Source organism: Streptomyces sp. CB03234, from assembly GCF_001905885.1.
In the GTDB taxonomy this organism is placed as follows: Bacteria; Actinomycetota; Actinomycetes; order Streptomycetales; family Streptomycetaceae; genus Streptomyces.
Window position 1 is genome coordinate 151,812 of record NZ_LIYH01000002.1, and the last position, 25,606, is coordinate 177,417.

At 69.4% G+C, this 25,606-nt stretch carries 24 protein-coding genes and 4 tRNA genes; 18 read left to right on the forward strand and 10 right to left on the reverse strand.

Translation table 11 applies throughout. The features are described from left to right. Positions 1–74: 74 nt before the first annotated feature. Positions 75–344: a GlsB/YeaQ/YmgE family stress response membrane protein gene (locus tag AMK26_RS07450; protein ID WP_073753412.1), complete on the forward strand. Its 270-nt coding sequence runs from the start codon at positions 75–77 to the stop codon at positions 342–344. Between the two features lie 10 nt (positions 345–354). Here AMK26_RS07450 and AMK26_RS07455 read toward each other — a convergent pair whose 3' ends face one another. From AMK26_RS07455 to AMK26_RS07465, 3 genes are all read right to left on the reverse strand, one after another. Further along, the gene (locus AMK26_RS07455) at positions 355–1,047 is read right to left on the reverse strand and encodes an alpha-ketoglutarate-dependent dioxygenase AlkB family protein (protein ID WP_073753414.1); all 693 of its coding nucleotides are present in this window, start codon (positions 1,045–1,047) and stop codon (positions 355–357) included. Continuing rightward, positions 1,044–1,553, reverse strand: a complete 510-nt coding sequence (locus AMK26_RS07460; protein WP_073753416.1) for a methylated-DNA--[protein]-cysteine S-methyltransferase — start codon at positions 1,551–1,553, stop codon at positions 1,044–1,046. The genes AMK26_RS07455 and AMK26_RS07460 overlap by 4 nt, the downstream gene beginning before the upstream one ends. A 136-nt stretch (positions 1,554–1,689) precedes the next feature. Further along, on the reverse strand, positions 1,690–2,178 hold the full coding sequence (locus AMK26_RS07465; RefSeq protein WP_073753418.1) for a YajQ family cyclic di-GMP-binding protein: 489 nt from the start codon (positions 2,176–2,178) through the stop codon (positions 1,690–1,692). A 204-nt stretch (positions 2,179–2,382) separates the two neighbouring features. On the opposite strand from AMK26_RS07465, the gene AMK26_RS07470 reads away from it, so the two are divergent. Next, a tRNA-Tyr gene (locus AMK26_RS07470) sits at positions 2,383–2,464 on the forward strand. 69 nt (positions 2,465–2,533) lie between these two features. On the opposite strand, the gene AMK26_RS07475 is transcribed toward AMK26_RS07470, so the two are convergent. From AMK26_RS07475 to AMK26_RS07485, 3 genes are read right to left on the reverse strand one after another with little or no spacing between them, the layout of a single operon-like run. Then, complete coding sequence (locus tag AMK26_RS07475; RefSeq protein WP_073753420.1) at positions 2,534–3,049, reverse strand: GyrI-like domain-containing protein; 516 nt, start codon at positions 3,047–3,049, stop codon at positions 2,534–2,536. Continuing rightward, a complete protein-coding gene (locus AMK26_RS07480) occupies positions 3,049–3,705 on the reverse strand; it encodes an SDR family oxidoreductase (protein WP_073753422.1) in 657 nt (218 codons plus the stop codon). Before AMK26_RS07480 ends, AMK26_RS07475 begins: the two co-directional genes overlap by 1 nt. 45 nt (positions 3,706–3,750) lie before the next feature. Further along, entirely contained in the window at positions 3,751–4,983 is a 1,233-nt protein-coding gene (locus tag AMK26_RS07485; protein WP_073753424.1) for an amidohydrolase family protein, read from the reverse strand. Positions 4,984–5,282: 299 nt separating this feature from the next. Here AMK26_RS07485 and AMK26_RS07490 point away from each other — a divergent pair. The 6 genes from AMK26_RS07490 (at position 5,283) to AMK26_RS07515 (ending at position 8,187) form a co-directional block, all read left to right on the forward strand. Further along, positions 5,283–5,355, forward strand: a tRNA-Thr gene (locus AMK26_RS07490). Between the two features lie 44 nt (positions 5,356–5,399). After that, positions 5,400–5,472, forward strand: a tRNA-Met gene (locus AMK26_RS07495). Positions 5,473–5,560: 88 nt separating this feature from the next. Further along, the gene (gene rpmG / locus AMK26_RS07500; protein WP_003948671.1) at positions 5,561–5,725 is read left to right on the forward strand and encodes a 50S ribosomal protein L33; all 165 of its coding nucleotides are present in this window, start codon (positions 5,561–5,563) and stop codon (positions 5,723–5,725) included. A gap of 84 nt (positions 5,726–5,809) precedes the next feature. Continuing rightward, complete coding sequence (locus AMK26_RS07505) at positions 5,810–6,265, forward strand: MaoC family dehydratase N-terminal domain-containing protein (RefSeq protein ID WP_073753426.1); 456 nt, start codon at positions 5,810–5,812, stop codon at positions 6,263–6,265. A gap of 4 nt (positions 6,266–6,269) precedes the next feature. Continuing rightward, positions 6,270–6,698 (forward strand): MaoC family dehydratase, encoded by a 429-nt coding sequence (locus AMK26_RS07510; protein ID WP_073753428.1) that lies wholly within the window; start codon positions 6,270–6,272, stop codon positions 6,696–6,698. A gap of 430 nt (positions 6,699–7,128) precedes the next feature. Next, the gene (locus AMK26_RS07515) at positions 7,129–8,187 is read left to right on the forward strand and encodes a UDP-N-acetylmuramate dehydrogenase (protein ID WP_073753430.1); all 1,059 of its coding nucleotides are present in this window, start codon (positions 7,129–7,131) and stop codon (positions 8,185–8,187) included. A 4-nt stretch (positions 8,188–8,191) separates the two neighbouring features. On the opposite strand, the gene AMK26_RS07520 is transcribed toward AMK26_RS07515, so the two are convergent. Next, the gene (locus AMK26_RS07520) at positions 8,192–8,827 is read right to left on the reverse strand and encodes an NAD(P)-dependent oxidoreductase (RefSeq protein ID WP_073753432.1); all 636 of its coding nucleotides are present in this window, start codon (positions 8,825–8,827) and stop codon (positions 8,192–8,194) included. Between the two features lie 47 nt (positions 8,828–8,874). On the opposite strand from AMK26_RS07520, the gene AMK26_RS07525 reads away from it, so the two are divergent. Further along, positions 8,875–9,495, forward strand: a complete 621-nt coding sequence (locus AMK26_RS07525) for a TetR/AcrR family transcriptional regulator (RefSeq protein WP_073753434.1) — start codon at positions 8,875–8,877, stop codon at positions 9,493–9,495. On the opposite strand, the gene AMK26_RS07530 is transcribed toward AMK26_RS07525, so the two are convergent. Both AMK26_RS07530 and AMK26_RS07535 read right to left on the reverse strand, forming a co-directional pair. Further along, entirely contained in the window at positions 9,492–10,511 is a 1,020-nt protein-coding gene (locus AMK26_RS07530; protein WP_073753436.1) for an adenosine deaminase, read from the reverse strand. The genes AMK26_RS07525 and AMK26_RS07530 overlap by 4 nt on opposite strands. A 120-nt stretch (positions 10,512–10,631) precedes the next feature. Then, positions 10,632–11,858, reverse strand: a complete 1,227-nt coding sequence (locus tag AMK26_RS07535) for a pyridoxal phosphate-dependent aminotransferase (RefSeq protein WP_073753438.1) — start codon at positions 11,856–11,858, stop codon at positions 10,632–10,634. Between the two features lie 193 nt (positions 11,859–12,051). Between AMK26_RS07535 and AMK26_RS07540 the strand changes: the two genes are divergently transcribed. From AMK26_RS07540 to AMK26_RS07585, 9 genes are all read left to right on the forward strand, one after another. Continuing rightward, positions 12,052–12,124, forward strand: a tRNA-Trp gene (locus tag AMK26_RS07540). Positions 12,125–12,226: 102 nt separating this feature from the next. Further along, entirely contained in the window at positions 12,227–12,514 is a 288-nt protein-coding gene (secE, locus tag AMK26_RS07545; RefSeq protein WP_073753440.1) for a preprotein translocase subunit SecE, read from the forward strand. 77 nt (positions 12,515–12,591) lie between these two features. Continuing rightward, positions 12,592–13,470, forward strand: coding sequence for a transcription termination/antitermination protein NusG (nusG, locus tag AMK26_RS07550; RefSeq protein ID WP_073754705.1), 879 nt, complete (start codon positions 12,592–12,594; stop codon positions 13,468–13,470). Between the two features lie 178 nt (positions 13,471–13,648). Then, positions 13,649–14,083 (forward strand): 50S ribosomal protein L11, encoded by a 435-nt coding sequence (gene rplK / locus AMK26_RS07555; protein ID WP_064069966.1) that lies wholly within the window; start codon positions 13,649–13,651, stop codon positions 14,081–14,083. Between the two features lie 80 nt (positions 14,084–14,163). Continuing rightward, a complete protein-coding gene (rplA, locus tag AMK26_RS07560) occupies positions 14,164–14,892 on the forward strand; it encodes a 50S ribosomal protein L1 (RefSeq protein WP_064069965.1) in 729 nt (242 codons plus the stop codon). 609 nt (positions 14,893–15,501) lie between these two features. Next, entirely contained in the window at positions 15,502–16,032 is a 531-nt protein-coding gene (rplJ, locus tag AMK26_RS07565) for a 50S ribosomal protein L10 (protein WP_073753442.1), read from the forward strand. Between the two features lie 112 nt (positions 16,033–16,144). Further along, entirely contained in the window at positions 16,145–16,528 is a 384-nt protein-coding gene (rplL, locus tag AMK26_RS07570; protein WP_073753443.1) for a 50S ribosomal protein L7/L12, read from the forward strand. A 540-nt stretch (positions 16,529–17,068) separates the two neighbouring features. Beyond that, complete coding sequence (gene rpoB / locus AMK26_RS07580; RefSeq protein ID WP_073753445.1) at positions 17,069–20,554, forward strand: DNA-directed RNA polymerase subunit beta; 3,486 nt, start codon at positions 17,069–17,071, stop codon at positions 20,552–20,554. 96 nt (positions 20,555–20,650) lie between these two features. After that, positions 20,651–24,550 carry a DNA-directed RNA polymerase subunit beta' gene (locus AMK26_RS07585; protein WP_073753447.1) on the forward strand — a complete coding sequence of 1,300 codons (3,900 nt, stop codon included), beginning with the start codon at positions 20,651–20,653 and terminating at the stop codon, positions 24,548–24,550. Positions 24,551–24,615: 65 nt separating this feature from the next. Here AMK26_RS07585 and AMK26_RS07590 read toward each other — a convergent pair. Further along, positions 24,616–25,606 (reverse strand): M48 family metalloprotease (locus AMK26_RS07590; protein ID WP_241837823.1); only part of this gene is annotated, 991 nt, incomplete at its 5' end.

Sequence of the window (25,606 nt, forward strand, 5' to 3'; positions counted from 1 at the left end):
ACTGATCCACGCAACCACCCCCCGCACCCCGGGCGTCCTCGCGGACAACACCGCACGAAAGGCAGGTTCATGGCATGGACATCCTCAGCTGGATCATCCTGGGGCTGCTGGCCGGCGTCATCGCCAAGGTGCTCCTTCCGGGCCGTGACCCCGGCGGCCTGATCGGCACGACGCTCATCGGCATCGCGGGCGCCTTCGTCGGCGGCTGGATATCGGCACGCTTCCTGGACCGGCCCATCAGCAACCAGTTCTACGACGGCCCCACCTGGCTCGCGGCAATCGGCGGCTCGCTCGTGCTGCTGGTCGCCTACCGCATCCTGTTCGGCCACTCCCGATCCCGCTGAACGCCGGGGCTCAGCCCGTGAGCCCCGTCTCCCGCAGCGTGATGTTCAACCGGCCCGAGGCCATCCCCACCGTCGGATCGGCCGTCCCCGGACGGACCTTCGGCACGCCGTGGTACGCGAAGCGCGACGCGCCGCCGAAGACGAACAGGTCGCCCGACACCAGCTCCACGTCCGTGTACGGACGGCCCCGCGTCACGGTGTTCCCGAACCGGAAGACGCAGCTGTCCCCGATGCTCAACGACACCACCGGGGCACCGGACCGCTCCTCCTTGTCCTGGTGCATGCCCATCCGCGCACCGGCCTCGTAGAAGTTGATCAGCGCTGTGTCCGGCGCGTAAGCCCCGTCGTAACCGTCCCCGTCGTAACCGTCCCCGTCCCCGTCCCCGTACGCCGCCACCAGCGCCGCCCGCCCCAGGTCGGCCAGCCGGCCGGGGAAAGGGGCCACAGGGGCGCCGTTCACGTCATCGGCCGTCCGCGAGTACCGGTACGGCCGCCAGTGCCAGCCGAGGCACACCGTCCGCACCGACATCACCCCGCCGCCCGGCAGCACCGTGTGCCGCATCGGCACCGGCCCCCGCGCCCACTCCCGGCACGCCTCGACCAACTCCCGCTGCCGCTCCAACGACAGCCACCCCGGCACATGCACCGCGCCGGGCGCGACCTCCGCCCGCTCACGCCGCACCGGAAAGAGCCCGTCCGTCACCGTACGAGCGCGCCTTCCAGCCCCAGCAACCGCTCCTTGCGCTCCAGCCCGCCCGCGTACCCCCGCAGCGCCCCGTCCGCCCCGATCACCCGATGACAGGGCCGCACCACCAGCAGCGGGTTGCGCCCGATCGCGGTCCCCACCGCCCGTACCCCGGCACCGGGCGCACCGACCCGCGCGGCGATCTCCCCGTACGTCACGGTCGTGCCGTACGGGATGTCCTCCAGCGCCCGCCACACACGCCGCTGGAAGTCCGTGCCGGCGCCGGTGCGCGCAAGCTCGAAACGGGTGAGCTCGCCCGCGAAGTACGCCCGCAGCTGCGCCGCGATGCCCTCGAACGCCTCGGGGCGGTGCCGCCACCCGTCCTGGACGACCGCCGCGCCCTTCTGTCCCGGCAGGGAGAGCGAGGCGAGCGCGGTCGGGCCGCCGTGCCCCGTGGCGGCGGACTCCTCGCCGACCAGCAGCATCTCGCCCAGCGGGCCGTCGACGTACGCGTACACCGTCATGATCCGTTCCCTTCCTCGCGTCCCCACCAGTCTGTGTCGGCACCCACCCCACAGGCTGGCGGATTTCGGACACGAGGCTCCTCGACGGGTTCGACAGCCCTCGACGGTCCTCGACGGCCCACGACCGTCCAACGGCCTACCGGTAGTTCACGAACTGGAGCGCGAAGTCGAAGTCCTGCCCCTTCAGCAGCGCGATCACGGCCTGGAGGTCGTCACGGCTCTTGGAGCTGACCCGCAGCTCGTCGCCCTGCACCTGCGCCTTGACGCCCTTCGGGCCCTGGTCGCGGATGATCTTCGCCACCTTCTTGGCGTTCTCCTGGGAGATGCCCTCCTCGATGGAGGCGAAGATCTTGTACTCCTTGCCGGACAGCTGCGGCTCACCGGCGTCCAGCGCCTTCAGCGAGATGCCGCGGTTGATCAGCTTGGACTTGAACACATCGAGGATGGCCTTGGCCCGGTCCTCGGAGTTCGCCTGCATCAGGATCTTCTCGCCGGACCAGGCGATGGAGGCCCCGACGTTCTTGAAGTCGTAGCGCTGCGAGATCTCCTTCGCCGCCTGGTTGAGGGCGTTGTCGACCTCCTGCCGCTCGACCTTCGAGACGATGTCGAAACTGGAGTCGGCCATGTCCTGTGGCTCCTTGGGTCGCGTACGTAGAGGTTGCCTAGAGGTACGGCCCAGCTCCCCGGACCGCCATCGCAAAGCCTAGCCATCCCGCCCACCACGAGCGCTGATCAATCCGGTGGCGAACCACCCCCGGACATCAGGTATCGTTTACGTCGTTGCCGGGGAGCACCGCCGAAAAGCGGTCACCCCACGGCGACATCCCATGGCGGTGTGCCCGAGTGGCCAATGGGAGCGGACTGTAAATCCGTCGGCTTAGCCTACCCAGGTTCGAATCCTGGCGCCGCCACGTGATGAATGGCCCCTGATCTGCGGAAACGCGGACCAGGGGCCATTTGCGCGCAAGAGGCCGGGACGGTCAGTCGGAGAGGCGGATCGCCAGCTCCGTCTCCCACCGCGACGGGTCCGGCTCCACGCGCGGATCCGTGCGGTACGCCTCGATGCGGCAGCCCCACCGCTCGACGCCGTCCACCTCCCGCATGTCCCACTCCAGGCCCCGCTCGTCCGCCCACTCCCGCAGCGCGGCGGCCGCCGCCAACAGCCGCTCGGGGTGGCCGACATGCGTGAGCGTCGCGTAGCGGCCGGCCGGCAGCAGCGCCACGCCGATGTCGCCCTCCGGCTCAGGGGGCGGCGAGGCGACCGGAACGCCCGCCTCCACCTCCGACTCGCCCGCCATGGCCACGGTGTTGAAGCGGAAGAACGGCGCGTCCGCGACCTCGATACCCCGCGCCGCCAGCCACCCCACCACCTCCGGCAGCCGGTCGGCGATCTCGGCGAAACCGTCCCACGTCACCGAGCGCCGCATGAAGACGTACGGCTGCTCGGCCCGCTCCACCACGACCGGTTCGGGGAAGGGCGACGCGGAGGGCGGCATCACTCGCCCGCCACGGCCTTCACCGCGACCGCCACCGGTACGGAGCCGCTGACCAGCTCCAGCGTCAGCCCCGCCGTCGCCGGCGTCTCCACCAGCTCCGCCAGCACCGCCGCCACGTCGTCGCGCGGCACCGGCCCGCGCCCGGTCGACGCCTCCAGCCGTACGAGGCCGGTGCCGGCGTCGTTCGTCAGCATGCCGGGCTTGAGGATCGTCCAGTCCAGCCCGCGCTTGGCCCGTACGTAGTCGTCCGCCGCGCCCTTCGCCCGTAGGTACGCGTCGAAGACCTCGTCCCCCGGGCGGTCCGGGTCGGCGCCCATCGACGACACGACGAGGTAGCGCCGTACGCCCGCCCGCTCCGCCGCGTCCGCGCAGAGAACCGCCGCGCCCCGGTCCACGGTGGCCTTCCGTTCGGCGCCGCTGCCCGGGCCGGCGCCCGCCGCGAAGACCACCACGTCCGCTCCCGTCAGCGCGGCCGCGACCATCTCCACCGTGGCCGACTCCAGGTCCATCACGACCGGTTCGGCCCCCGCCTCGCGCAGGGCCTCCGCCTGTTCCGGGTTCCGGATGATGCCCGCGGCCTCGTGCCCGCCCGCCGAGAGCAGCCGCTCCAGCCGCAGGGCGATCCGACCGTGTCCTCCAGCGATGACAATGCGCATGCTCTCGACCGTACGACGTCGCAGCGGAAAGCGCTCAGGATCCGGTCACGGACGGGCGTCCGGCCGCCCCTGGCGCGGCAGTTCGAGCGCCGCCGCCGAGTCGCAGTACTCCCGCACCGCGCTCGTCCGCGCCACCACCCGACCGCGGTGCACCACGATTCTGCTGTACGCCAGTGACAACACGCCCGACAGCCGCTCCCCCCGCACCGCCAGCAGCTCCGCCGGGAACCCCGCCTCCACCCGCACGGCCGGCAGCCCCATCGCCTCCCGCGCAGCCCCGCTCACCGCCCCGTACGCCTCCGTCGGCCGCAGCCCGCCCTGCGAGGCCAGCAGGTACGCCGCCTCCAGCGGATCAGCCCGGCCCACCGGATTGGCCACGTCCCGCAGCGCACCGCTCCCGGCCGCCACCCGCACCCCCGCCGCCCGCAGCAGCCTCACGGGCGCGACGCCCCGTACCTCCGTACCGCCACAGCCCCCCTGCGGCAAACACACGACCGTCACACCGGCCGCCGCGAGCTGGTCGGCCGCGCGCCCCACCAGGTCCCCGGGGAGCCGCCCCAGCGCCCCACAGGGCCCGATGGTGACCCCCGGCCGCAGCCCGCCCGCCATGGCGGCCAGCCGCCCGAGCCGCGCCGAGTCGTCGCCGTCCGTGTGCAGGTCAACCGGGCAGCCGTGCTCGGCCGCCACCTCCAGCACCGCCTCGGTGTACCCGGCCGGGTCCGGATCCAGGTCCGGGCACCCGCCCACCACACCGGCGCCCATCTTCACCGCGTCGCGCAGCATCGCGAGCCCGTCCGCCCCCGCCACGCCGGTCAGCAGCCGCGGCACGGCCACCGCCGTCAGATCGGCCAGCCCGCGCAGCGAGCGCCGCGCCTGGAGGACCGCCTCCAGGGGGCCGAGCCCCTGGACGTCGTCGATGCGTACGTGGGCGCGCAGCGCGGTCGCGCCGTGCCCCAGCTGGAGCAGGGCGGCCTCGGTGGCGCGGCGCTGGACGTCCTCGGTGGCGTACGAGACGGGGCCGGGGCAGTCGGCGCTGAGCGCGGTGTCGGCGTGGCCGTGCGGTTCGGCGGGGGCGGGCAGCAGCAGGTAGCCGGCGAGGTCGACACGGGCGCCGTGGGTGGGCAGGCTGCCCGCGGTGCCCACCGCTTCGATGCGCCCGCCGCTGAGCCGTACGTCGACGGTCCGGCCGTCGGTGAGGCGGGCGCCGCACAGCAGCAGCGCGGTGGTGTCGGCGGTGGCGCCCTCGGGCGGCTGCGGTTGCTGGCTGTCGGAGGACATCGGGCTCCTGGCGGGCTCGGTGGCTCGGTGGCTCGGTCGGTGGCTTGAGTGGACGTACGGGCACGATCACGCAGCGTGAGCCGAGCCTAGGGGCCGTCCGACTGGGCATCGAGGAGGAGCGGAATAGTCGTACTGGCGTGGGGCACGAGTGGCGTACGGGGCAGGAAGAGACGGGCGTCGGCGGAGCGGGCCGTGAGCCTCCTGTGAGCGGGGGTGGGCGCCCCGGGGAGCGGGCGGGATGGCCGCCGGGAATCGGATTTGGGCGAACGGCGGCCGACCGTGTAATGTCTTCATCGCTCGCCCCAATAGCTCAGTCGGCAGAGCGTCTCCATGGTAAGGAGAAGGTCTACGGTTCGATTCCGTATTGGGGCTCTGGTGCGGTAGCCCTCACCTTCGGGTGAGGGACTCCGTATCAAAGCGGTGTAGCTCAGTCGGTAGAGCAAGCGGCTCATAATCGCTGTGTCACCGGTTCAAGTCCGGTCACCGCTACACACAGTAGCCGATTGTGGGGTCGGTCCTTCGATCGGCTACTCTTTCATGCGTTCATCCGTCCAACGTCCGTCCAAGGAGCACTCACGTGGCTGCCACCGACGTCCGCCCGAAGATCACGCTGGCCTGCGTGGAGTGCAAGGAGCGGAACTACATCACCAAGAAGAACCGGCGTAACAACCCGGACCGTCTTGAGATGAAGAAGCACTGCCCGCGCTGCAACGCGCACACCGCGCACCGCGAAACGCGCTGAATCAGGCTCGTACACGAGGCCGTCCCCGTCAGGGGGCGGCCTCGTGTCGTTTGTTCGAAGACACACCCAGGAGGTAGCGAGTCCATGGCGCTCGATCAGTCCTTCGTGGGGCGGACGTATCCGCCCACCGCGCCGTACGAGGTCGGCCGTGAAAAGATCCGCGAATTCGCCGAGGCGATCCGGGACACGAATCCGGTGTACACCGATACGGAGGCCGCCAAGGCGCTCGGTCACCCGGATGTGATCGCGCCGCCGACCTTTGTGTTCGCCATCACGTTCAAGGCGGCGAGGCAGGTGATCGCGGACCCGCAGCTGGGCCTGGACTACAGCCGTGTGGTGCACGGCGACCAGAAATTCGCGTACAGCCGCCCCGTACGGGCGGGGGACCGGCTGACGGTCACCTCGACCATCGAGGCGATCAAATCGCTCGCCGGGAACGACATTCTCGACGTCCGCGGCGAGGTCCACGACGAGGCCGGTGAGCACGTGGTGACGGCGTGGACGAAGCTCGTGGCCCGTGCGGTGGCAGAGGAGGCGTGAGGCGATGACCGCGAAGATCGCATTCGACGAGGTCGAGGTCGGCACCGAGCTGCCGGCACAGAGTTTTCCCGTGACGCGCGCCACGCTGGTGCAGTACGCGGGCGCCTCGGGGGACTTCAACCCGATCCACTGGAACGAGAAGTTCGCCAAGGATGTCGGGCTGCCCGACGTCATCGCGCACGGCATGTTCACCATGGCCGAGGCCATCCGTGTGGTGACCGACTGGGCGGGCGACCCCGGTGCGGTGGTCGAGTACGGCGTGCGGTTCACCAAGCCGGTCGTCGTGCCGAACGACGAGACGGGCGCGCTGATCGAGGTCAGCGGCAAGGTCGCCGCGAAGCTGGACGACAACCGGGTGCGGGTGGACCTGACCGCCATGAGCGCGGGGCAGAAGGTCCTGGGCATGTCCCGCGCGGTGGTGCAGCTGGCCTGACCCGCCACCTGACGGCCGGGCCGCGGGTGTCCTCCCGTACGCGGTGGCTCCAGGGCCCCGCCGCTCCAGGGGCCGGCGGTGGTGGCTCCGGGGCCCGGCCGCTGCGGGGCCCGGTCGCTGGGGCGGTGCAGGGCGGCGCTCGGGGCAGCGGCTGACTTCGTGCCCGGTACGCCCGTGCGTGATGTTCGCCACCTGGCCGCCGTCGCTGAGCGCACCGCCGGTGGCGCGGTGCGGCTCGGCCGCCTGCCGGGGGGTGGGGGCGTGGCCCCTCCGGGCTCACCTCCTCGAGGCCGGCGGCCCTGGGTTACGTCGGTAGGGAGCCCGCCCGGAGCCGCCAACCTCTGCGGGGGCGACCCTGCACGGCCCCGCCCCGGCCGTCGTTCGTCGGACGCCACCTTTCGCTCCTGAGCCGCCCCGTAGTCTTGGGCGCGTGCAGGAACTCCATGACGCTCCCCTCGCCCCGCTGACCACCTTCCGGCTCGGCGGGCCCGCCGCCCGGCTCGTCACGGCCGCGACCGACGACGAGGTCGTCGCCGTCGTGCGCGAGGCGGACGAGAGCGGGACCCCGCTGCTGGTCATCGGCGGCGGGTCCAACCTGGTCATCGGCGACAAGGGCTTCGACGGCACCGCCCTGCGCATCGCCACCCGGGGCTTCGCCCTGGACGGTACGCGGCTGGAGCTGGCGGCGGGCGAGGTGTGGACGGACGCCGTGGCCCGCACGGTGGAGGCCGGGCTGGCCGGCATCGAGTGCCTGGCCGGTATCCCCGGCTCGGCGGGCGCCACCCCGATCCAGAACGTGGGGGCGTACGGCCAGGAGGTCTCGGCCACCATCACGGAGGTCGTGGCGTACGACCGCCGCGCGGGCGAGACGGTGACCATCCCGAACGCCGCGTGCGACTTCTCGTACCGCCACAGCCGGTTCAAGGCCGACCCCGACCGGTTCGTCGTGCTGCGCGTCCGCTTCGAGCTGGAGGACGCGCGGGGGATGAGCGCGCCCATCAAGTACGCCGAGACGGCCCGCGCGCTCGGCGTGGAGCCGGGCGACCGCGTTCCGGCCGCCACCGCCCGCGAGACGGTGCTCAAGCTGCGGGCGGGCAAGGGCATGGTCCTGGACCCGGAGGACCACGACACCTGGTCGGCCGGGTCGTTCTTCACCAACCCGATCCTGGAGCGGGAGCGGTACGAGGAGTTCCTCGGCCGCGTCCGTGACCGGCTCGGTCCCGACGTCACCCCGCCCGCCTACCCGGCCGGCGACGACGGCCGGGTCAAGACCTCCGCGGCCTGGCTGATCGACAAGGCCGGCTTCACCAAGGGATACGGCACCGGTCCCGCCCGTATCTCCACCAAGCACACCCTGGCGCTCACCAACCGCGGCGATGCCACCACCGAGGACCTCCTGGCCCTGGCCCGCGAGGTCGTGGCGGGGGTACGGGACGCCTTCGGCGTCACGCTGGTCAACGAACCGGTGACGGTCGGCGTCAGCCTCTGAGGGATCAGTACGCGACGGCCACCGGCTGCTTCACGGTCGCCGGATCGTCGATCACCGCCAGCATCGCGTGGGCCACGTCCGCGCGGGAGATCTTCGCGCCGCCCCGCAGGCCGGTGCCCACCGCCGTGCGGTAGCGGCCGGTCAGCGGCTTGTCGAGCAGTTGCGGCGGCCGCACCGACGTCCAGTCCGTCGCGCTGCGCCGCATGTCGTCCTCCATGACCCGCAGGTCGTCGTAGTGGTCGCGCAGCACGCGCGAGACGATCGGCGTGGCGATCCGCAGGAAGAGCGTCTCGTTCTGCGGCACCGGACCGAGCGGCGCCGCGCTCACCGCCAGGAACCGGCGGGTGCCCTCCGCCTCCAGCGCCCGCAGGATCGGGCGCGTCAGCGCCGACGCGACGCCGACCTGCTTGCGGGTGCGCGGGCCGAGCCCCGACAGCACCGCGTCCCGCCCCGAGACCGCCGGCCGCAGCGCCTCCGCGTCGTCGAGCGAAGCCGCTGTGACGACCTCCAGGCGCTCGCCCTTCACCGCCAGCCGCGCCGGGTCGCGTACCACCGCCGTGACGTGGTGGCCCGCCGCCAGCCCCTGCTTGACGATCTCCTGCCCGATACCGCCGGTCGCTCCGAACACGGTCAGCTTCATGGTCCCCCTCAGGTGGGTGAGTGCTCACTCACCTCTAGAGTGGGTGGGTGACCACTCACCCGTCAAGCGCCAAGCCCGCCCGGGAACGGATCCTCGACGCCGCCCACGCCCTCTGGCTCGACGTCGGGCTCGCCCGTACCACCACCAAGGAGATCGCCAAGGCGGCGCAGTGCTCCGAGGCGGCGCTGTACAAGTACTACGGCAGCAAGGAAGAGCTCTTCATCGGCGTCCTGCGCGAGCGCCTGCCCCGCCTCGCCCCGCTGCTCCACAGCCTCGCCGCCGACCCCGGCGACCGCGGCGTCGAGGAGAACCTCACCGAGATCGCCCGCCAGGCCGCGTACTTCTACGCCCAGAGCTTCCCGATCGCCGCCTCCCTGTACGCCGAGACCAGACTGAAGGCGCGCCACGACGCCGCCATGCGGGACCTCGGTACGGGGCCGCACCTGCCCATCGAGGCCCTGGACGCCTACCTGCGCGCCGAGCGCGACGCCGGACGCATCCGCGCGGACGCCGACACCTTCGCGGCCGCCTCCCTGCTCCTCGGCGCGTGCGCGCAGCGCGCCTTCGCGTACGACGCGACGGTCGGCAAGGAACCTCCGCAGGACGTGGACGCCTTCGCCGCCGGCCTCGCCCGCACGCTGCTGGCGGGGATCGGCCGGCAGGCCTAGCCGGCCAGCCAGTCGTCGATGCCCGCCAGCAGCTTCGCCCTGACCTCCTCGGGCGCCGCCGAACCACGCACCGACTGGCGGGCCAGCTCCGCCAGCTCCTCGTCCGTGAAGCCGTGGTGGACGCGGGCGATCTCGTACTGCGCCGCCAGCCGGGAGCCGAAGAGCAGGGGATCGTCCGCCCCGAGGGCCATCGGGACGCCCGCCTCGTACAGCGTCCGCAGCGGCACGTCCTCGGGCTTCTCGTACACGCCCAGCGCGACGTTCGACGCGGGGCACACCTCGCACGTCACGCCCTTCTCGGCCAGCCGCCGCAGCAGTCGCGGGTCCTCCGCCGCCCGCACCCCGTGCCCGATGCGCGCCGCCCGCAGGTCGTCCAGGCAGTCCCGTACGGAGGCGGGGCCGGTCAGCTCGCCCCCGTGCGGCGCCGCCAGCAGGCCGCCCTCGCGCGCGATCGCGAACGCCCGGTCGAAATCGCGCGCCATGCCCCGCCGCTCGTCGTTCGACAGCCCGAACCCGACCACCCCCCGGTCCGCGTACCGCACGGCGAGGCGCGCCAGCGTACGGGCGTCCAGAGGGTGCTTCATACGGTTCGCCGCCACCAGGACCCGCATCGCCAGGCCGGTCTCCCGCGACGCCGTGTCCACGGCGTCCAGGATGATCTCCAGCGCCGGGATCAGCCCGCCCAGACGAGGGGCGTACGAGGTCGGGTCCACCTGGATCTCCAGCCACCCGGAGCCGTCCCTGACGTCCTCCTCGGCCGCCTCGCGCACCAGCCGCTGGATGTCCTCGGGCGTGCGCAGGCAGGACCGGGCGATGTCGTACAGCCGCTGGAAGCGGAACCAGCCCCGCTCGTCGGTCGCCCGCAGCTTCGGAGGCTCACCCCCGGTCAGCGCGTCGGGCAGATGGACGCCGTACTTGTCGGCGAGCTCCAGCAGCGTCGCGGGCCGCATCGACCCGGTGAAGTGCAGGTGCAGATGGGCCTTGGGCAACAGCCGCAGATCTCGAACGTGCTCCATCCCGGGATCTTGCCAAAACCCCTGACCGCGCGGGAGCCCCTTTCACCGATCGGGTGCTCGTGGGAACGGAAAAGCGGGCCCCCGGATCGGGGGCCCGCCACCTACTCACCGTGAGTGGGTTCAGTCGCGCGCTTCCGCCAGCAGCTTCTGCATCCGCGACACACCCTCCACCAGATCCTCGTCACCCAGCGCGTACGACAGCCGCAGGTAGCCCGGCGTACCGAACGCCTCACCCGGGACGACCGCCACCTCGGCCTCGTCCAGGATCAGCGCCGCCAGCTCCACCGACGTCTGCGGGCGCTTGCCGCGGATCTCCTTGCCCAGCAGCCCCTTGACCGACGGGTACGCGTAGAACGCGCCCTCCGGCGTCGGGCAGTAGACGCCCTCGATCTCGTTGAGCATCCGCACCATGGTCTGGCGGCGGCGGTCGAACGCGGCGCGCATCTCCGCGACCGCGTCCAGGCTGCCGGACACGGCGGCCAGCGCGGCGACCTGCGCGACGTTCGACACGTTGGACGTGGCGTGCGACTGGAGGTTCGTCGCGGCCTTCACCACGTCCTTCGGGCCGATGATCCACCCCACGCGCCAGCCGGTCATGGCGTACGTCTTGGCGACACCGTTGACGACGACGCACTTGTCGCGCAGGTCGGGCAGCAGCGCCGGCAGCGAGGTGAACGTCGCGTCGCCGTACACCAGGTGCTCGTAGATCTCGTCCGTCAGGACCCACAGGCCGTGCTCGACGGCCCAGCGGCCGATCGCCTCGGCATCGGCCTGGCTGTAGACGGCGCCGGTCGGGTTGGACGGGGAGACGAACAGGACGACCTTGGTCCGCTCCGTACGGGCCGCCTCCAGCTGCTCCACGGAGACCCGGTAACCGGTGGTCTCGTCGGCCACGACCTCCACCGGGACACCGCCGGCGAGGCGGATCGACTCGGGGTACGTCGTCCAGTACGGGGCCGGGACGATGACCTCGTCACCCGGGTCCAGGATCGCGGCGAACGCCTCGTAGATCGCCTGCTTGCCGCCGTTGGTCACCAGGACCTGCGAGGCGTCGACCTCGTAACCGGAGTCCCGCAGCGTCTTCGCGGCGATGGCGGCCTTCAGCTCGGGCAGACCGCCGGCCGGCGTGTAGCGGTGGTACTTGGGGTTTCGGCAGGCCTCGATCGCCGCCTCGACGATGTAGTCGGGCGTCGGGAAGTCGGGCTCACCCGCGCCGAAGCCGATCACCGGACGCCCGGCGGCCTTGAGGGCCTTGGCCTTGGCGTCGACGGCGAGGGTCGCGGACTCGGAGATCGCGCCGACTCGGGCGGAGACCCGGCGCTCGGTGGGAGGGGTTGCAGCGCTCATGCGGCCCATCGTCCCAGACCGGGAAAGAGCGCGGCACACAGGTTTCACCGTGCGGACAGTGGGGGCACGGCGGGTGTGCGGGCCGTGTCAGGAGCTATCTGTTCGACGCGGCGCCGCTGACCACGTACACTCTCTGCTCGTTGGCCCTCACCGACCACCTCCATGGATGCGGTAGGTTGGGGGAGAACGACAAAGGGTCGTAGCTCAATTGGTAGAGCACCGGTCTCCAAAACCGGCGGTTGGGGGTTCAAGTCCCTCCGGCCCTGCTACACACACCGCCAGGTTGTGTGCGCAGGTATGTACTTCATTGCACCGCCGTGCGGCTCCACCCGGGCGCGGCACGGCCGACCCGGAATCAGGTGAGAGACGTGACGGATGCCGTAGGCTCCATCGACATGCCTGATGCCGAGGACGAAGCACAGGAGTCGAAGAAGAAGAGCCGCAAGGGCGGCAAGCGCGGAAAGAAGGGCCCGCTGGGCCGTCTCGCGCTCTTCTACCGTCAGATCGTTGCCGAGCTGCGCAAGGTCGTCTGGCCGACTCGCAGCCAGCTGACGACGTACACGACCGTCGTTATCGTCTTCGTCGTCATCATGATCGGTCTGGTCACCGTGATTGACCTCGGCTTCCAGGAAGCAGTCAAGTACGTCTTCGGCTGATTCCCGCGGAGGGCGCCTACCCCGGCGCCCCTTTTCGCATGTTCCACCCCATCTGTATCCAGGAAGAAGCAGCCACCGTGTCTGACCCGAACCTGAACGAGTCCGCCCAGGACGAGCTCGACGTCGTCGAGGCGGCCGACGAGGACCAGGCGGAAGCTGCGGACGCCGCTGTCGGCGAGGCCGCCGAGGACGCCGCGCTCCACGTCGAGGACGAGGGCGCGGACGAGGAGGCCGTCGAGGCCGAGGGCGCCGACGAGTCCGCCGAGGCCGCCGCCGAGGTCGACGAGCCCGCCGAGGTTGAGGCCGCTGCCGAGGTCGAGGAGGAGCCGGCGGCTCCGGTCGACCCGATCGCGGCACTCCGCGATGAGCTGCGCGGTCTTCCCGGCGAGTGGTACGTCATCCACACCTACGCGGGCTACGAGAAGCGCGTGAAGGCCAACCTGGAGCAGCGCGCCGTCTCGCTGAACGTCGAGGACTTCATCTACCAGGCCGAGGTCCCCGAGGAAGAGATCGTCCAGATCAAGAACGGCGAGCGCAAGAACGTCCGGCAGAACAAGCTGCCCGGTTACGTTCTGGTCCGCATGGATCTGACGAACGAGTCCTGGGGCGTCGTCCGCAACACCCCCGGTGTCACCGGCTTCGTGGGCAACGCCTACGACCCGTACCCGCTGACCCTGGACGAGATCGTCAAGATGCTCGCCCCGGAGGCCGAGGAGAAGGCCGCCCGCGAGGCCGCCGAGGCCGAGGGCAAGCCGGCTCCGGCCCGCAAGGTCGAGGTCCAGGTGCTGGACTTCGAGGTCGGCGACTCGGTCACCGTCACCGACGGCCCGTTCGCGACGCTGCAGGCCACGATCAACGAGATCAACGCCGACTCGAAGAAGGTCAAGGGCCTCGTCGAGATCTTCGGCCGCGAGACCCCGGTCGAGCTCAGCTTCGACCAGATCCAGAAGAACTAGCTTCTTTCTGGACCTACGGTTCGCAAGGTTTCCGAACAGGTCAGACCGGGCTCCGTGCCCGTTCTGACCTGCTCGGTTTTTGGCCGCGCATGGATACCCGTTATCGTTGTGCGGTATGCCTCCATCCGGATGACGTCGGATGGCGGCTGAAAACTCTCACTAGGACCCGGAGAGAGCAATGCCTCCCAAGAAGAAGAAGGTCACGGGGCTTATCAAGCTCCAGATCCAGGCCGGCGCGGCCAACCCGGCTCCGCCGGTCGGCCCCGCCCTGGGTCAGCACGGCGTCAACATCATGGAGTTCTGCAAGGCCTACAACGCCGCGACCGAGTCGCAGCGTGGCATGGTCGTGCCGGTGGAGATCACGGTCTACGAGGACCGCTCCTTCACCTTCATCACCAAGACTCCGCCGGCCGCCAAGCTGATCCTCAAGGCCGCGGGTGTGGACAAGGGCTCCGGCGAGCCGCACAAGACCAAGGTCGCCAAGCTCACGAGCGCCCAGGTCCGCGAGATCGCCTCGGTCAAGCTGCCCGACCTGAACGCCAACGACCTGGACGCCGCCGAGAAGATCATCGCCGGCACCGCCCGTTCCATGGGCATCACGGTCGAGGGCTGAGCAGCCCCCGTACGACCTGTGGGAGGGCCACGCGCTGGCCCGGACCACAACTCCACACCTGAACCACACCAGGAGAAGCAGTGAAGCGCAGCAAGGCACTCCGCGGCGCGGACGCCAAGATCGACCGGGAGCGTAACTACGCCCCCCTCGAGGCCGTCCGTCTCGCCAAGGACACCGCCGCCACCAAGTTCGACGGCACCGTCGAGGTCGCCTTCCGCCTGGGCGTTGACCCGCGCAAGGCCGACCAGATGGTCCGTGGCACCGTGAACCTTCCGCACGGCACCGGTAAGACCGCCCGGGTCCTGGTCTTCGCGACCGGTGACCGTGCTGCGGCCGCGGAAGCCGCGGGAGCCGACATCGTCGGCTCCGACGAACTGATCGACGAGATCTCCAAGGGCAACCGCCTGAACGAGTTCGACGCGGTCGTCGCCACCCCGGACCTCATGGGCAAGGTCGGCCGCCTCGGCCGCGTGCTCGGTCCGCGTGGTCTGATGCCGAACCCGAAGACCGGCACCGTCACGATGGATGTCGCCAAGGCTGTCAACGACATCAAGGGCGGCAAGATCGAGTTCCGCGTCGACAAGCACTCGAACCTCCACTTCATCATCGGCAAGGTTTCCTTCGACGAGACGAAGCTGGTCGAGAACTACGCGGCGGCGCTGGAGGAGATCCTCCGTCTGAAGCCGTCCGCCGCGAAGGGCCGCTACATCAAGAAGGCGACCCTCACCACGACGATGGGCCCCGGCATCCCGCTGGACGCCAACCGCACCCGCAACCTCCTCGTCGAGGAGGACCCGGCCGCCGTCTGAATCTGACGGCAGTCGCGGGTCTCGCGTACTGAAGCCGGCCCCCGCAGCTCTCCGGAGCGGCGGGGGCCGGCTTTTTCGCGTGCCCGGCTCCTGCCGTGGGGCACGGCCCCCTGCCGGAGCGGGGGCCGGGGGCGGGAGCGGCGAGGCACTCCCGCCCCGGCCGCGCCGGCCACGGGGCCGGACCACGCGACGCCGGCGGCCCGGGCCAGGCCGGCCGAGGGCCAGGTCTTCCCCAGCCCCGCGCCGCCCCTTCCCTGCCCCGTCCGTGCCAGCCCCTGGGGGCCGCCTCCCTGTGTCCCGCGCCTTCGCGGAGCCGTGGGCAGGGTGGCGGGTGGCCCGATTTGCCTGACGTCGGGGTGGTCCCGTACTCTTCCACAGAAGCCAAAGACCGCTGGTCGTTGCTGCGCTCGTCAGAGTCGCGGCGGCCGAAGGATCCGCTAGCTGCGGACGACCCGCGCAGGTGACCGTGGATGTACTCCTGGATGCGCTCGTGAATGAACGCACTCGGTTGAGTCACGCCCCGTGCGCCTGCGCCGGGGCGTTTCGTTTTGCCCAGTCTCCTTCCTTCAGCCCACGCGGTCCGAATCACCCGGAAGGAGGCCGAGGCTCATGGCGAGGCCCGACAAGTCTGCTGCGGTTGCCGAGCTGACGGACAAGTTCCGCAGCTCGAACGCCGCCGTGCTGACCGAGTACCGCGGTCTCACCGTGGCACAGCTCAAGCAGCTGCGCCGTTCGCTCGGTGAGAACGCCCAGTACGCCGTGGTGAAGAACACGCTGACCAAGATTGCGGCCAACGAGGCCGGGATCACGACGCTGGACGACCAGTTCGCTGGTCCGACGGCTGTCGCCTTCATCACCGGTGACCCGGTGGAGTCGGCGAAGGGTCTTCGTGACTTCGCCAAGGAGAACCCCAACCTGATCATCAAGGGCGGTGTCCTTGATGGCAAGGCACTCTCCGCCGATGAGATCAAGAAGCTTGCGGACCTCGAGTCCCGCGAGGTTCTGCTCGCCAAGCTGGCGGGCGCCATGAAGGGCAAGCAGTCCCAGGCTGCCGCGCTCTTCCAGGCGCTTCCCTCGAAGCTCGTCCGCACCGTGGACGCGCTCCGTGCCAAGCAGGCCGAGCAGGGCGGTGCCGAGTAATTCGGCTCGCGCATTGATCCGCGCCGCCTAGGCGTGGGTCGCAGCGGGCCCAACGTACGCCCGCCTCACATGTACACCCGGCACCAGCCGATTTAGTGGAAGGACCGCCATCATGGCGAAGCTGTCTCAGGAAGACCTGCTCGCGCAGTTCGAGGAGATGACCCTCATCGAGCTCGCCGCGTTCGTTTCGGCGTTCGAGGAGAAGTTCGACGTCACCGCCGCCGCTCCGGTCGCCGTTGCCGCCGCCGGTGCCCCGGGCGCCCCGGCCGAGGCCGCTGAGGAGAAGGACGAGTTCGACGTCATCCTCACCGGCGCCGGCGAGAAGAAGATCCAGGTCATCAAGGTCGTGCGTGAGCTGACCTCCCTGGGCCTGAAGGAGGCCAAGGACCTCGTCGACGGCACCCCGAAGCCGGTCCTCGAGAAGGTCGCCAAGGACGCCGCGGAGAAGGCTGCCGAGTCCCTCAAGGCTGCCGGCGCCTCCGTCGAGGTCAAGTAACACCTCGCGAGTCTCCTGACTCGCTCAGCGCCCGTCACAGGGCGTTTCGAAGGGCGATCACCCATCCGGGTGGTCGCCCTTCGGCGTTGCCGTGACGCCTGCCTTGCGTCGAGCCCCACGCGGAGTATGGTGATCTTCGCCGTGCGCCCCACATGGCCCCACACGGCTGGGGGCCTTGACGAACCGCACGCCGCGCGCAATTCTCAGGACGCGCCGTCACAACGATCCGGATCCGAGGCATGGATCGACGGCCGAACGGGCAGTATCGATGTGCGCCAACGGCGCGAGGTGCCGCGGAGTTGAGAACAACGAGGGAAGCGAATTACTCGCCCTGGACATCAGTGGGCCAAGTGGCTACACTGACCCTTTGCGCTGCCTGTTAGCTGCCCCCTGCCCGTCACCAGGGGCATCCCCTCGCAAGAGCACAGTTGACCGACTCTCCTGACCTGGTCTTTTGGCCGAAATCAGGAAATCTGTCGCTGTGTCCGGCGAGGGACCGGTACGCGCGTAGTGAGTCCGAGCCCTCGGAAGGACCCCCTCTTGGCCGCCTCGCGCAACGCCTCGACCGCGAATACGAACAACGGCGCAAGCACCGCCCCGCTGCGCATCTCCTTTGCAAAGATCAAGGAGCCCCTCGAGGTTCCGAACCTCCTCGCGCTGCAGACCGAGAGCTTTGACTGGCTGCTCGGCAACGCCGCGTGGAAGGCTCGTGTCGAGGCGGCTCTGGAGTCCGGACAGGACGTCCCCACCAAGTCCGGTCTGGAGGAGATCTTCGAGGAGATCTCGCCGATCGAGGACTTCTCCGGGTCGATGTCGCTGACCTTCCGCGACCACCGCTTCGAGCCCCCGAAGAACTCGATCGACGAGTGCAAGGAGCGCGACTTCACGTACGCCGCGCCGCTCTTCGTCACGGCCGAGTTCACCAACAACGAGACCGGCGAGATCAAGTCCCAGACGGTCTTCATGGGCGACTTCCCGCTCATGACCAACAAGGGCACCTTCGTCATCAACGGCACCGAGCGTGTCGTGGTGTCGCAGCTCGTCCGCTCGCCGGGTGTCTACTTCGACTCCTCCATCGACAAGACGTCCGACAAGGACATCTTCTCCGCCAAGATCATCCCGTCCCGGGGTGCCTGGCTGGAGATGGAGATCGACAAGCGCGACATGGTCGGTGTCCGCATCGACCGCAAGCGCAAGCAGTCCGTGACCGTCCTCCTCAAGGCTCTCGGCTGGACCACCGAGCAGATCCTGCAGGAGTTCGGTGAGTACGAGTCCATGCGCGCCACCCTGGAGAAGGACCACACCCAGGGCCAGGACGACGCGCTGCTCGACATCTACCGCAAGCTGCGCCCGGGCGAGCCGCCGACGCGCGAGGCCGCTCAGACGCTGCTCGAGAACCTCTACTTCAACCCCAAGCGCTACGACCTCGCCAAGGTCGGCCGCTACAAGGTGAACAAGAAGCTCGGCGCCGACGAGCCGCTGGACGCCGGTGTGCTCACCACCGACGACATCATCGCCACCATCAAGTACCTGGTGAAGCTCCACGCGGGCGAGACCGAGACGGTGGGCGAGAACGGCACGCAGATCGTCGTCGAGACCGACGACATCGACCACTTCGGCAACCGCCGTCTGCGCAACGTCGGCGAGCTCATCCAGAACCAGGTCCGTACGGGCCTGGCGAGGATGGAGCGCGTCGTGCGTGAGCGCATGACGACCCAGGACGTCGAGGCGATCACGCCGCAGACTCTGATCAACATCCGGCCGGTCGTCGCCTCCATCAAGGAGTTCTTCGGCACCAGCCAGCTGTCGCAGTTCATGGACCAGAACAACCCGCTGTCGGGTCTCACCCACAAGCGCCGTCTGTCGGCTCTTGGCCCGGGTGGTCTGTCCCGTGAGCGGGCCGGCTTCGAGGTCCGTGACGTGCACCCGTCTCACTACGGCCGTATGTGCCCGATCGAGACGCCCGAAGGCCCGAACATCGGTCTGATCGGTTCGCTCGCCTCGTACGGACGCGTCAACGCGTTCGGTTTCGTCGAGACGCCGTACCGCAAGGTCGTCGAGGGCCAGGTCACCGACGAGGTCGACTACCTGACCGCCGACGAAGAGGACCGCTTCGTCATCGCCCAGGCCAACGCGCCGCTGACCGAGGAGCTGCGGTTCGCCGAGAGCCGCGTCCTGGTCCGCCGCCGCGGTGGTGAGGTCGACTACGTCGCGCCCGACGACGTGGACTACATGGACGTCTCGCCGCGCCAGATGGTGTCGGTCGCGACCGCCATGATCCCGTTCCTCGAGCACGACGACGCCAACCGCGCCCTCATGGGCGCGAACATGATGCGCCAGGCCGTTCCGCTCATCAAGGCGGAGGCGCCGCTGGTCGGCACCGGCATGGAGTACCGCTGTGCCACCGACGCCGGCGACGTCATCAAGGCCGAGAAGGACGGTGTGATCCAGGAGGTCTCGGCCGACTACGTCACCGTCGCCAACGACGACGGCACGTACACCACGTACCGCGTCGCCAAGTTCTCCCGCTCCAACCAGGGCACCTCGGTCAACCAGAAGGTCATCGTCTCCGAGGGTGACCGCGTGATCGAGGGCCAGGTCCTCGCCGACGGCCCCGCCACCGAGAACGGTGAGATGGCGCTCGGCAAGAACCTGCTGGTCGCGTTCATGCCGTGGGAGGGTCACAACTACGAGGACGCGATCATCCTGTCGCAGCGCCTCGTACAGGACGACGTCCTCTCCTCGATCCACATCGAGGAGCACGAGGTCGACGCCCGTGACACCAAGCTCGGCCCGGAGGAGATCACCCGGGACATCCCGAACGTCTCCGAGGAGGTCCTCGCCGACCTCGACGAGCGCGGCATCATCCGGATCGGTGCCGAGGTCGTCGCCGGCGACATCCTCGTCGGCAAGGTCACGCCCAAGGGTGAGACCGAGCTGACCCCGGAGGAGCGCCTGCTCCGCGCGATCTTCGGTGAGAAGGCCCGTGAGGTCCGTGACACCTCGCTGAAGGTGCCGCACGGCGAGACCGGCAAGGTCATCGGCGTACGCGTCTTCGACCGCGAGGAGGGCGACGAGCTTCCCCCCGGTGTGAACCAGCTGGTGCGCGTGTACGTCGCGCAGAAGCGCAAGATCACCGACGGTGACAAGCTCGCCGGCCGTCACGGCAACAAGGGTGTCATCTCCAAGATCCTTCCCATCGAGGACATGCCGTTCCTCGAGGACGGAACCCCGGTCGACATCATCCTCAACCCGCTGGGTGTCCCGTCCCGAATGAACCCGGGACAGGTCCTGGAGATCCACCTCGGCTGGCTCGCCAGCCGCGGCTGGGACGTCTCCGGCCTCGCGGACGAGTGGGCGCAGCGCCTCCAGGCCATCGGCGCCGACAAGGTGGAGCCCGGTACCAACGTCGCCACCCCCGTCTTCGACGGTGCGCGTGAGGACGAGCTGGCCGGTCTGCTCCAGCACACCATCCCGAACCGCGACGGCGACCGGATGGTGCTGCCGACCGGTAAGGCCCGGCTGTTCGACGGCCGCTCCGGCGAGCCGTTCCCGGACCCGATCTCGGTCGGGTACATGTACATCCTCAAGCTCCACCACCTGGTCGACGACAAGCTGCACGCGCGTTCGACCGGCCCGTACTCGATGATCACCCAGCAGCCGCTGGGTGGTAAGGCTCAGTTCGGTGGCCAGCGCTTCGGTGAGATGGAGGTGTGGGCGCTGGAGGCTTACGGCGCCGCCTACGCCCTCCAGGAGCTGCTGACCATCAAGTCCGACGACGTCACCGGCCGCGTGAAGGTCTACGAGGCCATCGTCAAGGGCGAGAACATCCCCGAGCCCGGCATCCCCGAGTCCTTCAAGGTGCTCATCAAGGAGATGCAGTCCCTGTGCCTCAACGTGGAGGTGCTGTCCTCGGACGGCATGTCCATCGAGATGCGCGACACCGACGAGGACGTCTTCCGCGCTGCGGAAGAGCTCGGCATCGACCTGTCCCGGCGCGAGCCGAGCAGCGTCGAAGAGGTCTGACGGGTCTGGCCGGGGCCTCCTCGTGAGGCCCCGGCCCTGCCCCGGACCCGTACAGACCATGATTGAGACACGAACCCTGAGAGGGATTGACGCATAGTGCTCGACGTCAACTTCTTCGACGAGCTGCGGATCGGCCTGGCCACCGCGGACGACATCCGTCAGTGGTCCCACGGCGAGGTCAAGAAGCCGGAGACCATCAACTACCGCACCCTGAAGCCCGAAAAGGACGGACTCTTCTGCGAGAAGATCTTCGGCCCGACCCGGGACTGGGAGTGCTACTGCGGCAAGTACAAGCGCGTCCGCTTCAAGGGCATCATCTGTGAGCGGTGTGGCGTCGAGGTCACCCGCGCCAAGGTGCGCCGTGAGCGGATGGGCCACATCGAGCTCGCCGCTCCCGTCACCCACATCTGGTACTTCAAGGGCGTCCCGTCCCGCCTGGGCTACCTGCTGGACCTCGCCCCGAAGGACCTGGAGAAGGTCATCTACTTCGCGGCGTACATGATCACGTACGTCGACGAGGAGCGCCGCACCCGCGACCTGCCCTCGCTGGAGGCGCACGTCTCCGTCGAGCGCCAGCAGATCGAGAACCGCCGCGACGCCGACCTCGAGGCCCGCGCCAAGAAGCTCGAGACCGACCTGGCCGAGCTGGAGGCCGAGGGCGCCAAGGCCGACGTGCGCCGCAAGGTGCGCGAGGGCGCCGAGCGCGAGATGAAGCAGCTGCGCGACCGCGCCCAGCGCGAGATCGACCGTCTCGACGAGGTGTGGAACCGCTTCAAGAACCTCAAGGTCCAGGACCTGGAGGGCGACGAGCTGCTCTACCGCGAGCTGCGCGACCGCTTCGGCACGTACTTCGACGGTTCGATGGGCGCCGCAGCGCTGCAGAAGCGCCTGGAGTCGTTCGACCTCGAGGAAGAGGCCGAGAAGCTCCGCGAGATCATCCGCACCGGCAAGGGCCAGAAGAAGACCCGTGCGCTCAAGCGCCTCAAGGTCGTCTCCGCGTTTCTGCAGACCTCCAACAGCCCCAAGGGCATGGTGCTGGACTGCGTACCGGTCATCCCGCCGGACCTGCGTCCGATGGTGCAGCTGGACGGTGGCCGCTTCGCGACCTCCGACCTGAACGACCTGTACCGCCGCGTCATCAACCGCAACAACCGCCTCAAGCGTCTCCTTGACCTCGGTGCCCCCGAGATCATCGTGAACAACGAGAAGCGGATGCTGCAGGAGGCCGTCGACGCGCTGTTCGACAACGGCCGCCGCGGCCGCCCGGTCACCGGTCCCGGTAACCGCCCGCTGAAGTCCCTCAGCGACATGCTGAAGGGCAAGCAGGGCCGCTTCCGTCAGAACCTGCTCGGTAAGCGAGTCGACTACTCGGCGCGTTCCGTGATCGTCGTCGGCCCGCAGCTGAAGCTGCACCAGTGCGGTCTGCCCAAGGCCATGGCGCTGGAGCTCTTCAAGCCGTTCGTGATGAAGCGCCTGGTCGACCTGAACCACGCGCAGAACATCAAGTCGGCCAAGCGCATGGTCGAGCGCGGCCGCACCGTGGTGTACGACGTCCTCGAAGAGGTCATCGCCGAACACCCGGTGCTGCTGAACCGTGCGCCCACGCTGCACCGCCTCGGCATCCAGGCCTTCGAGCCGCAGCTGGTCGAGGGCAAGGCCATCCAGATCCACCCGCTCGTCTGCACCGCGTTCAACGCGGACTTCGACGGTGACCAGATGGCCGTGCACCTGCCGCTGTCCGCGGAGGCGCAGGCCGAGGCCCGCATCCTGATGCTGTCCTCGAACAACATCCTCAAGCCGGCCGACGGCCGTCCCGTCACCATGCCGACCCAGGACATGGTGCTGGGCCTCTTCTTCCTCACCACGGACGAGGAGGAGCGCGAGGTCAAGGGTGAAGGCCGCGCCTTCAACTCCACCGCCGAAGCGATCATGGCGTTCGACATGGGCGAGCTCTCGCTCCAGGCGAAGGTCGACATCCGCTTCCCGATCGGCACCGTCCCGCCCCGTGGCTGGACCCCGCCGGTCGCCGAAGAGGGCGAGCCGGAGTGGCAGCAGGGTGACTCGTTCCGCCTGCGGACGACCCTGGGCCGTGCGCTCTTCAACGAGCTGCTGCCCGAGGACTACCCGTTCGTCGACTACTCGGTCGGCAAGAAGCAGCTCTCCGAGATCGTCAACGACCTCGCCGAGCGCTACCCCAAGGTCATCGTGGCGGCGACGCTCGACAACCTGAAGGCGGCCGGCTTCTACTGGGCCACCCGTTCCGGTGTCACCGTCGCCATCTCCGACGTCGTCGTCCCCGAGGCGAAGAAGGAGATCGTCAAGTCGTACGAGGCTCAGGACGAGAAGGTCCAGAAGCAGTACGAGCGCGGTCTGATCACCAAGGACGAGCGCACGCAGGAGCTCATCGCGATCTGGACCAAGGCGACCAACGAGGTCGCCGAGGCGATGAACGACAACTTCCCGAAGACCAACCCGATCTTCATGATGGTGAACTCGGGCGCACGAGGCAACATGATGCAGATGCGTCAGATCGCCGGTATGCGTGGTCTGGTGTCGAACGCGAAGAACGAGACGATCCCGCGGCCCATCAAGGCGTCGTTCCGTGAGGGTCTGTCCGTGCTGGAGTACTTCATCTCCACGCACGGTGCCCGAAAGGGTCTCGCGGACACCGCCCTGCGTACCGCCGACTCGGGTTACCTGACCCGTCGTCTGGTGGACGTCTCGCAGGACGTGATCATCCGCGAGGAGGACTGCGGCACCGAGCGCGGTCTGAAGCTGCGGATCGCCGAGCGCGGCGCCGACGGTGTGCTGCGCAAGGCGGACGACGTCGAGACGTCCGTGTACGCGCGGATGCTCGCCGAGGACGTCGTCGTCGACGGCAAGGTCATCGCGCCGGCCAACGTCGACCTGGGTGACGTGCTGATCGACGCCCTGGTCAACGCGGGCGTCGAGGAGGTCAAGACCCGCTCGGTCCTGACCTGTGAGTCCGCGGTCGGCACCTGTGCCTTCTGCTACGGCCGTTCGCTCGCCACCGGCAAGCTGGTCGACATCGGTGAGGCGGTCGGCATCATCGCCGCCCAGTCGATCGGTGAGCCCGGTACGCAGCTCACGATGCGTACCTTCCACACCGGTGGTGTGGCCGGTGACGACATCACCCAGGGTCTGCCCCGTGTCGTCGAGCTCTTCGAGGCCCGTACGCCGAAGGGTGTCGCCCCGATCTCCGAGGCCTCCGGCCGCGTACGGATCGAGGAGACCGAGAAGACCAAGAAGATCGTCGTCACCCCGGACGACGGCAGCGACGAGACGGCCTACCCGATCTCGAAGCGCGCCAAGGTCCTGGTGCACGAGGGCGACCACGTCGAGGTGGGCCAGAAGCTCACCGCGGGTGCCACCAACCCGCACGACGTGCTGCGCATCCTCGGCCAGCGTGCCGTCCAGGTCCACCTGGTCGGCGAGGTCCAGAAGGTCTACAACTCGCAGGGCGTGTCGATCCACGACAAGCACATCGAGATCATCATCCGGCAGATGCTGCGCCGTGTGACGATCATCGAGTCCGGCGACGCGGAGCTCCTGCCAGGCGAGCTGGTCGAGCGGTCGAAGTTCGAGTCGGAGAACCGTCGTGTGGTCACCGAGGGCGGTCACCCCGCCTCCGGCCGTCCGCAGCTGATGGGTATCACCAAGGCGTCGCTGGCGACGGAGTCGTGGCTGTCCGCGGCCTCCTTCCAGGAGACGACCAGGGTCCTGACGGACGCGGCGATCAACGCCAAGTCCGACTCCCTGATCGGCCTCAAGGAGAACGTCATCATCGGTAAGCTCATCCCGGCCGGTACGGGCCTGTCCCGCTACCGCAACATCCGGGTCGAGCCGACCGAGGAGGCCAAGGCCGCGATGTACTCGGCCGTCGGCTACGACGACATCGACTACTCGCCGTTCGGCACGGGCTCCGGCCAGGCCGTTCCGCTGGAGGACTACGACTACGGTCCGTACAACCAGTAGTAGTTGTCGCTTTGCCAGGAAGGGCGGCCACCCCGTTTCGTACGGGGTGGCCGCCCTTCGGCGTTTCAGCGGGTGGGGTGGAGATACGGCTGGAGGTGGTGCAGCCGGGTGTAGTGGTCCGGGTGGGACGAGAGCAGCTTGCTCAGCGGGCTCTCCTGCGGCGGCGGATTGCCGTGGTACGCCGCGATGGCCGCGGCCTGTGCCTGTTGCTGCTGTTCCGCCTGGTGCAGCTTGTCCAGGACGGCCGCCAGCATGGGCGCGAAACCGAGGGCCGCAGCGTGCTGGTCGGCCCGCAGCTCGGCGCGCCGGCCGACGGCGGCGAGGGCGTACGGCATGGCCAGGATGAGGAGCGGCAGCCCGTACAGGGTGCTGATCGTCGCGAGCGCGATGCTGCCGAAGACGAGGATGACGATCCCCATGCCGACGCAGGAGAACAGCCGGGACACCTTGAAGATCGCCGTCGAGACGGCGCGGAGCACGCGCCAGGCGATGCGGCCGGGCAGCGCGTACCAGTAGCCGAGCAGCGAGGACCAGGCGTGGCCGCCGACGTGGTGGCCCAGCTCGTGCGCCAGGACGGCGGCGAGCTCGCCGTTGGGCAGCTGGTTCATGGCGAAGCGGGTGACACCGACGATGTGGCCGGCGGCGGCGACCGCGTTCAGGCTGTCGGTGTCCTCCACCCACAGCTCGTAGTTCCGTCCCTCGACACCGGCACGTGCCGTGACCTCCCGCCAGACCGGTTCGAGCCTCGCGCGCTCCTGCGCGGTGGGGTAGCGCAGCCGCAGCAGGCGGCGGGCGATGGCGCTCTCCGTGGGCCGGTGGAACACCAGGGCCCCGCTGAGCAGCCAGGCGACGAACACGATCACGCCGAGCCCGCCGAAGACGAGCGAGACCAGGGCCATGACGAACGCGCTGCACAGGAAGTGGGGGAGGTAGAGCAGCAGGTTCCCGATGGCCGTGGCGTCCGCGCCGCGCTGGCTGTCGGAGAGGTGGATCCGGCGCGGGTCGGTGCTGATGTGGTGGGGGTGGGAGGGGTCGTGAGGGTGGAGGGCGGGGGCG

What these genes read in the sequence shown, in the direction of transcription:
- AMK26_RS07450 (WP_073753412.1), top strand. Translation starts at nt 75, where the DNA reads ATGGACATCCTCAGCTGGATCATCCTGGGGCTGCTGGCCGGCGTCATC.
- AMK26_RS07460 (WP_073753416.1), bottom strand. Translation starts at nt 1,553, where the DNA reads ATGACGGTGTACGCGTACGTCGACGGCCCGCTGGGCGAGATGCTGCTG.
- AMK26_RS07465 (WP_073753418.1), bottom strand. Translation starts at nt 2,178, where the DNA reads ATGGCCGACTCCAGTTTCGACATCGTCTCGAAGGTCGAGCGGCAGGAG.
- AMK26_RS07475 (WP_073753420.1), bottom strand. Translation starts at nt 3,049, where the DNA reads ATGCCGCCCTCCGCGTCGCCCTTCCCCGAACCGGTCGTGGTGGAGCGG.
- AMK26_RS07480 (WP_073753422.1), bottom strand. Translation starts at nt 3,705, where the DNA reads ATGCGCATTGTCATCGCTGGAGGACACGGTCGGATCGCCCTGCGGCTG.
- AMK26_RS07485 (WP_073753424.1), bottom strand. Translation starts at nt 4,983, where the DNA reads ATGTCCTCCGACAGCCAGCAACCGCAGCCGCCCGAGGGCGCCACCGCC.
- AMK26_RS07505 (WP_073753426.1), top strand. Translation starts at nt 5,810, where the DNA reads ATGGCGCTCGATCAGTCCTTCGTGGGGCGGACGTATCCGCCCACCGCG.
- AMK26_RS07510 (WP_073753428.1), top strand. Translation starts at nt 6,270, where the DNA reads ATGACCGCGAAGATCGCATTCGACGAGGTCGAGGTCGGCACCGAGCTG.
- AMK26_RS07520 (WP_073753432.1), bottom strand. Translation starts at nt 8,827, where the DNA reads ATGAAGCTGACCGTGTTCGGAGCGACCGGCGGTATCGGGCAGGAGATC.
- AMK26_RS07530 (WP_073753436.1), bottom strand. Translation starts at nt 10,511, where the DNA reads ATGGAGCACGTTCGAGATCTGCGGCTGTTGCCCAAGGCCCATCTGCAC.
- AMK26_RS07535 (WP_073753438.1), bottom strand. Translation starts at nt 11,858, where the DNA reads ATGAGCGCTGCAACCCCTCCCACCGAGCGCCGGGTCTCCGCCCGAGTC.
- rplK (WP_064069966.1), top strand. Translation starts at nt 13,649, where the DNA reads ATGCCTCCCAAGAAGAAGAAGGTCACGGGGCTTATCAAGCTCCAGATC.
- rplJ (WP_073753442.1), top strand. Translation starts at nt 15,502, where the DNA reads ATGGCGAGGCCCGACAAGTCTGCTGCGGTTGCCGAGCTGACGGACAAG.
- rplL (WP_073753443.1), top strand. Translation starts at nt 16,145, where the DNA reads ATGGCGAAGCTGTCTCAGGAAGACCTGCTCGCGCAGTTCGAGGAGATG.